A 10,705-nucleotide genomic window follows, 5' to 3' on the forward strand; every position below is an offset into this window, starting at 1 on the left:
CCGGCGGCCCACGCGCGTCCCGCGGCGCGGAGCGTCCACCCGGGGCCGGCGCCGGTGAGGTCGTCGATCGCGGCGACGGCGGCGTCGGCGCCCTTGACCATGCCGCGGCCGTGATCGCCGTCGCCGGCCACGGCGTCGATCCGGCCGAGCTCGTCCTCGTTCTCGCGCAGCGTGCGCTGCAGGCTCCTGAGTCCCTCGACGACGAGGGGGGCGAGCGCGGCTGCGGCCGCGGAAGGCGTCGGCGCGGTCTCGTCCTCGGTCCTCGCCGCGCCGAACACCGCCGGCGTGAGACCGGCGACCGCGGAGGTCTGCTTGCGGTAGCCGGGGGCGTAGGCGTCGGCGCGCCACGTGGCCTCGAGCTCGTCGTCGAGCCACATGAGGGTCAGCGAGCAGCCGCCCATGTCGAGGCTCGTGACGAGCTCGCCGACCTCGACGTCGACCGGCGTGAGCCCGGCCGCCTCCAGGAGCGGCCGGATCTCGTTCCAGAGCAGGAAGAGCTCCTCGTACTTGGTGGTGCCGAGGCCGTTGACGATGACGCCCACGCGCGTGTCGTCGGTGTCGGGCCGCTCGGCGAGGATGCCGTCGACCAGCATCGCGGCCAGCTCGCGCGCCGGCACGAGGGGCGCGTCGCGGATGCCCGGCTCGCCGTGGATGCCGAGCCCCACGCCCATGTGCCGATCGGGGACGGTGAACAGCGGCTCGTGCGCCCCCGGCATCGTGCATCCGGAGAAGGCGACGCCGAAGGTCCGCGTCGCCGCGTTCGCGGCACGGCCGACCCGCTCGACGTCGTCGATGCCGGCGCCGGCGGCGGCCGCGGCGCCGAGCGCCTTGAAGACGGTGAAGTCGCCGGCGATCCCCCGGCGCTGCTCGTCGACCGGCGACGAGGCGACGTCGTCGGTGACGAGGACGATGCGGGTGTCGATGCCCTCACGGCGCAGCCGGTCGGCCGCGATGCCGAAGTTCATGACGTCGCCGGCGTAGTTGCCGAACGTGAGGATGACGCCGCGCCCCTGATCGGCCGCCTTGGCGACGGAGTACACCTGCGCGGCGGACGGAGAGGTGAAGATGTTGCCCACGACGGCGCCGGAGGCGAAGCCGGGGCCGACGAGGCCGGCGAACGCCGGGTAGTGGCCCGAGCCACCCCCTACAACGACCGCGACGATCGGGTCGGGTCCGCGGTGTCCGACGACACCGCCGGGCACGGCGCGGAGCCTGTCGGAGTAGAGGTCGACGAAGCCGGCGAGCTGGTCCTCCGAGAACTCGGCGGGGTCGTTGTAGAGGGTGGTCATGAGCGTCTCCTTGTCGGTCTGACCGGTTATCGGGTCTGGCCGGGAAGGCCCTCGTAGGCGATGTTGCCGGCGGCGAGGTTCTCGTCCACCAGCTTCGCGAGCGTCTTGAGGAACGCCTCGCGCTCGGTGACGACGTTCTTCATCGCGTCGGACACGTTGCTGGCGTCGATCGCGGGCATCACGTAGACCGGGTTGCGGTCGACGTCCTCTCCGCGGACGATCTTGGCCGCGACGGCGAGTCCCGTGGCCAGCTCCACCGTGCCGTGCTGGAGAGAGGTGCCGATCATGTCGCCGGCCTTGACCGCGTTCAGGCCGTCCTCGATGCCGTCGATGCCGACGACCTTGACGTCGGAGAGCCCGGCTTCGCGCAGGGCCTGGATGGCGCCGAGGGCCATGTCGTCGTTCTGCGAGATGACGCCGTCGATCTCGCCGCCGAACGCGGAGATCCAGTTCTTCATCTTGTTCACGGCCTCGTCGCGCTTCCAGTTCGCGGTGTCCTTCGCGAGGACGTTCAGGCCCGTGTTCTGGGCCAGGACGTTCTCGATGCCCTGGCCGCGGTCGAGCTGCGGCGACGAGCCCAGCGGACCCTCGAGGATGACGACGTTGCCGGTGCCGGAGAGCGCCTCGACCATCTGGCCGGCCTCCTGCTCGCCCGCCGCGACGTCGTCGGGCTGGACGCTCGCGTCGACCTCGACGCCGGTGAGCGAGGTGTTCACCGCGATCACGGGGATCTTCGCGGCCTTCGCGGCCTCGACCTGCGGGCCGAGCGAGTCGGCCTGGACCGGGACGATGATGATCGCGTCGACGCCGGCGCTGACGTACTGGTCGACCTGGTTGGCCTGGGTGGAGACGTCTCCGCCCGCGGAGTTCCACTGCAGGTCGATGTCGTTGGCGGCGGCGTACGCCTCCATGCCCTCCTTGCCCTGCGTGATGAACGAGGACATGTCGTACACGGTGACGCCGACGGTGATGGTGTCTTCGCCGCCCGCGTCGGGGTCGCCGGCGCCGCAGCCGGTCAGCGCGATGACGGTCCCGGCGGCGATCGCCGCAGCGGCGATCGTGGTGCGGAGCTTTCGCTTCATGGTGAGTTCCTTCGAACGGTGAGGAGTGATGCCTGGATGTTCAGTTGTCGGGGGGATGGTCTATTTGCGACGTTTGGCGGCCCATACGTCCACCGCGACGGCGGCGACGATGATGACGCCCTTGATGACGTTCTGCCAGTACGCGGGCACGAGCAGCAGGTCGAGGCCGTTGTTGATCGTCTGGATCAGCAGCAGACCGATCGCGGTGCCCCAGATGGTGCCGCGTCCGCCCATGAGGCTGGCGCCGCCGATCACGACCGCGGCGATGGCGTCGAGCTCGTAGCCCTGGCCGAGGTTCGGCGCACCGGTGATCACACGGGACGAGAGCATCAGGCCGGAGAGCCCGGCGAGCAGTCCGCTGATCACGTACACGCTGAACAGCACGCCCTTGGAGCGGACGCCGGCGATCTCGGCGGCCAGCCGGTTGCCGCCGACCGCGTAGACGCGGAGGCCGTAGCTCGTGCGGCGCATGATGAACGCGAACGCGAGGATCGCGACGATCATCAGGATGACGGGGATCGTGAAGCCCGCGACCGCGGTGTTGGCCCACACCCCGTACGAGGCGGGCAGGCCGTTGATCGGCGCGCCGTTGCCGATGACGTAGGCGACGCCGGATGCCAGGGTGAGCATGCCCAGCGTCGCGATGAAGGGCGGGACGTTGAGGCGGCTGACCACCAGGCCGTTGATCGCTCCGGCGACGAGACCGGCCAGCACCGCGGCGATGAGCGGGTACAGCGGGTTGTCGCCGATGTTCTTCGCCGACCAGGCGGCGGCCATGGCGCTCGCGGCGATGACGCTCCCGACCGACAGGTCGATGCCGCCGGTCAGGATCACGAGGGTCTGGCCGAGCGCGATCAACGCGAACGGCGCGGCCGCGATCAGGATCGTCAGGAGGTTGTCGGGGGTCGCGAACCGCGCGCTGCGGTAGGCGAAGAACGCGACGATGGCCAGCATCACCACGATCATGATGTGCCTGACCAGGAAGTCTCCGACGAGGCTCCCCCACCGCCTGGAGTCCTGCGTCGATACGACGTCGGCGTTCGTGGTGCTCATGCTGTCGGCTCCTCGGGAGTTGAGATGGTGGATGCGTCCAGCCCGGACGCGAGACGGAAGATCGTGTCCTGCACCTCGGGGGACGCGAGCTGCTGGCGCGTGAGCTCGCCGGCCACGCTGAAGTCGCGCATCACCAGGGCGCGGTGGGCGAGGGAGAGGATCTCGGGCATGTCGCTGGAGGCCATGACCACGGCCATGCCCTGGCCGGCGAGATCGACGATGATGCGGTAGATCTCGCTGCGCGCACCGACGTCGACGCCGCGCGTGGGCTCGTCCAGGAGCAGCGCGTCGACGCTCCCGGTCAGCCATCGGCCCAGCACGACCTTCTGCTGGTTGCCGCCGGAGAGGTTCTCCATGTGCTGGCCGAGGCCGTTGCTCTTCAGCCGCATGGCGGCCATGACCTCGCCGACGGCGCTCTTGCGCGAGCGCTCGGTCAGCACGCCGAAGCGCGAGAACGCCGCGATGCGCGGCAGGGTCGCGTTGTCGAGCACGCTCATCGAGAGCACGGCGCCGGCGCCCTTGCGGTCCTCGGGGACGATGGCGACGTGCTGCGCGATCGACGAGCCGGGGTGCCCGGGCCGCAGGACCGAGCCGGAGACGGTGACAGTCCCCGAGACCGGCTTGCGGATGCCGTAGATGCACTCGATGAGCTCCGACCGGCCCGCGCCGACCAGGCCCGCGAGCCCGAGGATCTCGCCTCGGCGCACCGAGAACGACACCGGCTCGGCTCCGGGAGCCACGACGAGGTCGTCGACGACCAGGACCACGTCGTCGGCGTGGTCGCCGAGGTCGGGGAACAGGTTCTCGAGCTCGCGCCCGATCATCGCGGTGACGATGCCGTCGTCGCTGATGTCGGCGAGCGCGGAGTCGGTGATGAGCCGGCCGTCGCGCAGCACGACGACCCGGTCGGCCATCGCCCGGATCTCCTCCATCTTGTGCGTGGTGAACAGGATGGCCACGCCCTGCTCGCGCAGGCTCTTCACGACGGCGACGAGATGCGCGACCTCGCGCTCGGCGATCGCGCTCGTCGGCTCGTCGAGCAGCAGCACGCGCGCGCCGCGGCTGGTCGCCTTGACGATCTCGATGATCTGGCGCACGCCGACGGGGAGCGTTCCGATCTGCACGGTCGGATCGATGTCGAGCCCGAACTCGTGCAGGCTCGCCGCCGCCTGCGTGATCATGGCTCGGCGGTTGAGGGTCCCGAGCGACGTGCGCACCTCGCGTCCGACGAAGAGGTTCTCGTAGACGGTCAGCTCCGGGATGGAGGCGAGCTCCTGCGGGACGATGGCGACGCCGAGCTCGGTCGCCGCCTTGGTGCTCCCGGCGGGGAGCGCCTCGCCCCTGACCTGCACCTCGCCGGCATCCGGTCGGTACTGGCCCGACGCGATCTTCATCAGCGTCGACTTCCCGGCACCGTTCTCGCCGGCCAGAGCGGTGACGGTCCCGGGCCTCAGTTCGAGATCGACGCCCTTGAGGACCGGCACTCCGCCGAAGGACATCTCGATGCCTTCGCAGAGCAGGGCGATCTCGGGGTCTGCATCCACCACGGTGTGGGGCACGCTCAGCTCCTTCGCTCAGGTCGCACATCTGTGCAACAAGGCGAAGATACGCGCAGCATGTTCAGTCTGCAACTAGTACTGCTCATATGAGCATCATGAGGTGCGCCGATGCGACGCGGCGGCCATGGCCGCCGCCGGATCGGTGCGCGCGACTCAGTACGCGCGCGGCGCGCGGCGATGACGCTCGCGCACCTCCGTGACCCACGAGCGGTTCGGAGCCGGATCGCTGACCACGACGGGCAGGGGGTCCCACTCGGGTCGCGCGCCGGTCAGGCTCCACGCCGCCTGCCACGCCGCTCCGAACGCGGCGTGCTCATGATGCTCCGGCCACTGGATCGGACGACCCATGAGATCGGCCAGCGCCTGCCGGAGCGATCGCGCGCGAGCGCCTCCCCCGACGAGGAGCACCCGGGCGGGCGCGCCGTGCGCGCGGGCGAGGGTGTCGGCGGCGTCCGCGATCGCGCACCCGAGCCCCAGCACCACGGCGCGCGCGATCGTCGCCGGCGTCATCGCGTGGCGGGACAGCCCCGCGAACGAGCCGGACGCCCACGGCGCGGGCGGATTGCGCTCGCCGTCGAGGTAGGGCACGAAGAGGACGCCGTCGGCGTCGGACGGCGCCTCGGCGGCGAGGCGGTCCAGTCGCTCCAGGCTCAGACCGAGCATCCGCGCGGTCGCGGAGAGCACGCGCGCACCGTTCAGCATCACGAAGATCGGGATGAAGCCGTCGCGGGCGTCGGCCATCGTGTCGACCGTCCCCGTGACGTCGCGCGTGGGCTCGTCGGTCCGCATCGAGACGGTGGTGCTCGTTCCGACCGAGATGACGAGATCGCCCGGCCGCGTGTCGAGCGCGATGTGCGTGGCCGCGTTGTCGCCGCAGCCCGGCGCCAGGATCAGGCCGCTCTCGGTCGTCCCCGCGATCGACTGCGGGGCGAGCACCGCGGGGGTGCGGACGGGATGCCCGAGCGCGAGCTCGGCCAGCTCGGGGTCGTACCGTTCGGAGTACGGCGACCAGTAGCCGGTCGCCGAGGCGTCGGAGCGGTCGGTCGTCGCCGGCCGCTCGCCGCCGAGGATGCGCCACGTGAGCCAGTCGTGCGGGAGCATCACGGTCTCCACCCGTCGCGCGAGGGACGGCTCGTGGTCGGCGAGCCATCGCAGCCTGCTGACCGGATGGGCGGCATCCGGCAGGAATCCCACCCGATCGAGCCATGCCGCGTCGCCGAGCTCGTCCCGCAGCTCCTGCGCGGCGGCCGCCGCCCGCACGTCGTTCCACAGGATGGCCGGCCTCAGCGGCATCCCCTCCGGGTCGAGGACGATCGTCGTGTGCTGCTGCGCCGTGACGCTGAGCGCCTCCACGCCCGCGGGATCGGCGCCGCCCGCCCCGTGCAGCGCCGCCCACCAGTGCTCGGGGTCGAGCTCGGTGCCGTCGGGGTGCGGCAGGGCGCTCGATCGCACGAGCACACCGGTGTGCAGGTCGACGACGACGAGCTTGGTCTGCTGCGTCGACGAGTCGATCCCCGCCACCAGTCGCTGTCGCATGCTCAGCCGGCAACCAGTCGGCTCGCCGTGAACGCGTCGGTGACGAGGCCCGTGATCAGGCCGGAGGTGAGCACCGCGCGGATCGCCCGGGTCTTCGAGGGGCCGCCGGCGATCGCCACCCGCGTGGGGATCGCGCGCAGCTGCTGCTCGGTGACGGCGATGCACCGGTCGTCGAGGTCATGGATCACGTCGCCGCGGTCGGTGACGAGCGTCGAGGCGACCTCGGCGACCACTCCGCGCCGCAGCAGCATCGAGCGGTCGGCGTCGGTGATCGCGGGGTTCATCATCATCAGCGAGTTCGGCGGCACCCAGGACCCGACCGCGCAGAGGGCGACGGTGACCTCGTCGAACATCTCGACGGCCGCCTTCACACCGGGCTGCCTGAGCACGCCCCGCGCGGTCTGCGCGTCGCTCATCACGAGCGAGGCGTAGATCGGCCACGGCTGCACGCCGGGGAAGCTGGAGAGCCTCCGGATGACCTCGAGCCCGCTCTCCTGGATCGGCCCCGCCACGCCCGCCAGCTGCACCGCCGCACGGCAGGGGAGCTCCTGCAGCTGACGGGCCATCACGTTCAGGGTGCGTCCGGAGGTGAGCCCGAGGATGTCGTCGGGCCCCACGAGCTCGTCGACGAGGCTCGCCGCGACCGTGCCGAGCGTCGACTGCGCTTCGGCATCCGTGTCGACGGGCAGCTCGACCGCCACGCCGTGATCGAGCCCGAACCGCTGTTTCAGGCGCATCGACAGATCGAGGTCGATGCCGGGCGTGCTCACGATCTCGAAGCGGATGATGCCCTTCTCGACCGCCTCGTCGAGCATGCGCCCCACCTTGAAGCGACTGAGCCCGGTCTCGTCGGCGATCTCGACGCGGGACTTGCCGTTGACGTAGTGCTCTCGCGCGATGTGCGCGAGCTGCACGTTGGACAGCGGTCCGACATTGGCCATCGCATCTCCCTCGAGGACGTGATCCGCTCGCCGCGGCGCACGTAACGCTCAGATTAGCGCGCCTACGCAATTCTGAGCAGGATTGCCGTCGCCGGCAGGACACCCCACGACGGCCCGATCCTTGCGATAATCGGGGCATGCCGCGCCGCACCGACGACTTCCGCGGTCTCGCCCAGGCGAGCCGGATGCGCCTCCTCGCGGAGGTGCAGCGACATCCCGGCCTGCTGCTGCGCGAGCTCGCGGAGCGGACGCAGCTGCACGAGAACACCGTGCGCGACCACCTCGTCGTCCTCGAGCGCGAGGGGCTGGTGTCGCGGCAGACGAACCATCGCGGCACGCGCGGCCGACCGCCGGCGACCTACCATCCGGTGGCGGATGCCACGACCAACCCCGAGGCGCACAAGCGCATGCTCCGCGCGCAGCAGCACGGCGACCTGCTGCGGCGGATCTCCCCCGACGCCGGGCGCAGCGACCTGGGCGAGGACGCCCTCCATCAGCTCGACGTGCTGTACGAGCACCTCGACGACGCCGGCCTCCAGCCGGAGATCGACGAGGAGAGCCTCTCGGTGGACGTCGTGCCGTGCCCGTACTATCAGCTCCTCGACGACGACCGGCAGCTCGTGTGCACGGTGCACGAGCAGCTCATCAAGGACGTGCTCGGTCAGATCCCCGGCCCCATGCGGCTCGCCGTGCTGCAGCCGTTCACCGCTCCCGACACGTGCCGCGTCGTGCTGCAGGCGAGCGGCGCCGTCCGCTCCGAGTAGCCCGGCCCCGCCGTCAGCGGGCCGCGCTGCGCGCGTCGCGCAGCATGCCTCCGATCACGAGCGCACCGGCGCCGACGAGCACCAGCAGCCACAGCCCGAGCGAGTACGAGTTGCTCTCGGGATGATAGGTCGCGCCCATGACGAGCGGCGGGAAGTAGCCGCCCAGGCCGCCGGCCGCCGCGACCACGCCGCTGACCGCGCCGACCTTGTCGGGCGGGGTCGAGGGGCCGACCCACGCGAACACGGCACCCATGCCGAGGCCCATCGCCGACGCCATCAGCAGGAACACGGCGCCGGTGAGCACACCCTCCGGAGGCTGCTGGCCGACGATGTACGCCGCCGACACGATGCCCGCGAGCGAGATCAGCGACACGACCTTGGGGCCGAACCGGTCGGCGAGCACGCCGCCGATCGGGCGCGCCACGACCGCGGCGGCCGCGAACAGGGCGGTGCGCGTGCCGGCGCCCACGGCATCCACCTCGTCGGGATAGATCGTCGTGAGGTACTTGGGCAGGTACGTCGAGAAGGCGACGAACCCGCCGAAGACGATCGCGTACAGGAACGACATCTGCCACGTGACGCCGAGCCGCAGCGCGCCCATGACCTTGGGCACGAGCGGCTGGCGGCTGGGCCGCCACGCCGGCGACTCGCGCATGCCGATCCACACGACCACGGCCATGACGACCATCACGCCGGCGATGAGGAGGTGCGTCGGCAGGTAGCCGATGGCCTGTGCGAGCCGCGGCGTCGCGAACGCCGAGACGGCGGTGCCGATCATGCCCATTCCGAACACGCCGTTGGCGAAGCCGCGGCGGTGCGGCGGGAACCAGGCGCTCGAGAACGGCACGCCGACGGCGAAGATCGTGCCGCCGATCCCGAGGAGGAACCCGGCCCCGACCAGCAGCGGGAAGCTCTTGACGGTGCCCGCGAGCGCGACCAGCAGCACCGCCGGCATCGCCGCGACGAGCACGAGGGCGAACATCCTCCGTCCGCCGAAGCGGTCGGTGAGCGCGCCGACGACGATGCGCCCGAGCGCGCCGACCAGCACCGGCGTGGCGAGCATGAGCGAGATCTGGCCCTGGTCGAGGCCCATCTCGGTCGCGTAGATCCCCTGGAGCGGCGCGATCGACATCCAGGCCCAGAACCCGACGGTCGAGGCGAGCGTCGCCAGGATCACCTGGCCGAGCCCTCCTCGAAGATCGGTCGCGTCCGGCTGGGCGTCGCTCTCGGCGGCTGTGGTGGTCACGGGCACTCCCCTCGTCGTGGCGAGGGTAGCCAGCGGGATGCCGCCGCGTTCCGGCGTTCCGGCGGGTTTATTGCGGCGCGTGCTCGCGCGGCCCCGCCACCATGAGCTCGATCAGACGCGAGCGGAGGAGGCTCACCGCGTGGGCGCGCGCGCCGCGCAGGGGTGCATCGTCCACGCGCGCCGACTGCAGCGGCACGGGGCGCGGCGAACGCTCGACGGCGTCGGCGACGAGCTCGAGCACGTCCCGTCGCGCACCCCACGTGCCGCCGACGACGACCACCTCCGGGTCGGCCATGGCCACGATGGCAGCCACCACGCCGCCCACGGCGGCGCCCAGCGCCTCGCGTGCGGCGCCCCCGTCGCCGAGCACGCGGGCGACCGCGTCGGCGTCGATCGCGCTGGATCCCGGTCGGTGCAGTCCGAGCGCCGCGAACGCGTCGGTGAACGGCACGGCGCGGCCGTCGGGGCCGGGCGTGATCACGTGGACGATCTCGCCGGCGAGGCCGCCGTGGCCGCGGCGCACCTCGCCGTCCGCGACGATCGCGCAGCCGGGCCCCTCGCCGAGGTAGAGGTAGGCGAAGTCGTCCATGCCCCCGTCGGCGTCGCGTTCCGCGCACGCGGCCCAGTTCACGTCGTTGTCGACGACGATCGGGCCCTCGACGAGGCCGGCGAGCACCGCGCCCGGGTCGAGGTCGCCGACCAGGAAGGGCGTGTCGGGCAGGTGCAGCAGCCGTCCGGTGCGACGCTCGACCGGGTCGGCGGCGCTCGCGACGGCCACGCGCACCGGACCCGGGGCCGTGGCGACGACCGCCTCGGCGACGGCGCGCAGCGCCCCCGCGACGTCGTGGGGCAGTGCGGGGCGGGCGACGGTGCGGACGCAGCGCGCGGCGACCGCGCCGCGCACGTCGAACAGCTCGGCGACGATGCCGAGCGGTGCGATGTCGATCACGAGCGCGCATCCCGCGCTCTCGGCGAGCGCGTAGTAGGTGCCTATCCGTCCGCGTCCGGTGGTGCGCTCGCCGGTGTCCTCGATGAGGCCCGTGGCGAGGAGGCGGCGGACGGACTCGGATGCCGTGGGCTTGGAGATCCCGGCCGCGGCGGCCACCTCGGCGCGCGTCAGGCGGCGCGCGCCCATGAGCGTGCGGAGCACGAGCTCGTCGGTGATCGACCGCAGGTGGTCGAGCGACGGCTTCGGTTCCATCCGCACATTCTAGTGAGGACCCTTGCTTAAAGAA

General features: G+C 71.7%; 9 protein-coding genes. 1 reads left to right on the forward strand and 8 read right to left on the reverse strand.

The genetic code is table 11. The annotated features are described in order from the left end of the window. The 6 genes from WML84_RS09010 to WML84_RS09035 form a co-directional block, all read right to left on the reverse strand. Window positions 1–1,289 (reverse strand): dihydroxyacetone kinase family protein (locus WML84_RS09010; protein WP_347345810.1); only part of this gene is annotated, 1,289 nt, incomplete at its 3' end. 26 nt (window positions 1,290–1,315) lie between these two features. After that, window positions 1,316–2,371 (reverse strand): substrate-binding domain-containing protein, encoded by a 1,056-nt coding sequence (locus WML84_RS09015; protein WP_347345811.1) that lies wholly within the window; start codon window positions 2,369–2,371, stop codon window positions 1,316–1,318. Window positions 2,372–2,431: 60 nt separating this feature from the next. Then, window positions 2,432–3,424, reverse strand: coding sequence for an ABC transporter permease (locus WML84_RS09020; RefSeq protein ID WP_347345812.1), 993 nt, complete (start codon window positions 3,422–3,424; stop codon window positions 2,432–2,434). Next, window positions 3,421–4,983 (reverse strand): sugar ABC transporter ATP-binding protein, encoded by a 1,563-nt coding sequence (locus WML84_RS09025; protein WP_347345813.1) that lies wholly within the window; start codon window positions 4,981–4,983, stop codon window positions 3,421–3,423. Before WML84_RS09025 ends, WML84_RS09020 begins: the two co-directional genes overlap by 4 nt. A gap of 153 nt (window positions 4,984–5,136) precedes the next feature. After that, window positions 5,137–6,519, reverse strand: a complete 1,383-nt coding sequence (locus WML84_RS09030; protein ID WP_347345814.1) for an FGGY family carbohydrate kinase — start codon at window positions 6,517–6,519, stop codon at window positions 5,137–5,139. A gap of 2 nt (window positions 6,520–6,521) precedes the next feature. Next, window positions 6,522–7,460 (reverse strand): sugar-binding domain-containing protein, encoded by a 939-nt coding sequence (locus tag WML84_RS09035; protein WP_347345815.1) that lies wholly within the window; start codon window positions 7,458–7,460, stop codon window positions 6,522–6,524. Window positions 7,461–7,597: 137 nt separating this feature from the next. Between WML84_RS09035 and WML84_RS09040 the strand changes: the two genes are divergently transcribed. After that, a complete protein-coding gene (locus WML84_RS09040; protein ID WP_347345816.1) occupies window positions 7,598–8,224 on the forward strand; it encodes a helix-turn-helix domain-containing protein in 627 nt (208 codons plus the stop codon). A 13-nt stretch (window positions 8,225–8,237) separates the two neighbouring features. Here the strand turns inward: WML84_RS09040 and WML84_RS09045 are convergent, their stop codons facing one another. Both WML84_RS09045 and WML84_RS09050 read right to left on the reverse strand, forming a co-directional pair. Beyond that, window positions 8,238–9,470, reverse strand: coding sequence for an MFS transporter (locus tag WML84_RS09045; protein ID WP_347345817.1), 1,233 nt, complete (start codon window positions 9,468–9,470; stop codon window positions 8,238–8,240). Window positions 9,471–9,537: 67 nt separating this feature from the next. Continuing rightward, the gene (locus tag WML84_RS09050) at window positions 9,538–10,671 is read right to left on the reverse strand and encodes an ROK family protein (protein ID WP_347345818.1); all 1,134 of its coding nucleotides are present in this window, start codon (window positions 10,669–10,671) and stop codon (window positions 9,538–9,540) included. Window positions 10,672–10,705 lie beyond the last annotated feature (34 nt).

This window comes from Microbacterium sp., assembly GCF_039812165.1.
Classification (GTDB): domain Bacteria; phylum Actinomycetota; class Actinomycetes; order Actinomycetales; family Microbacteriaceae; genus Microbacterium.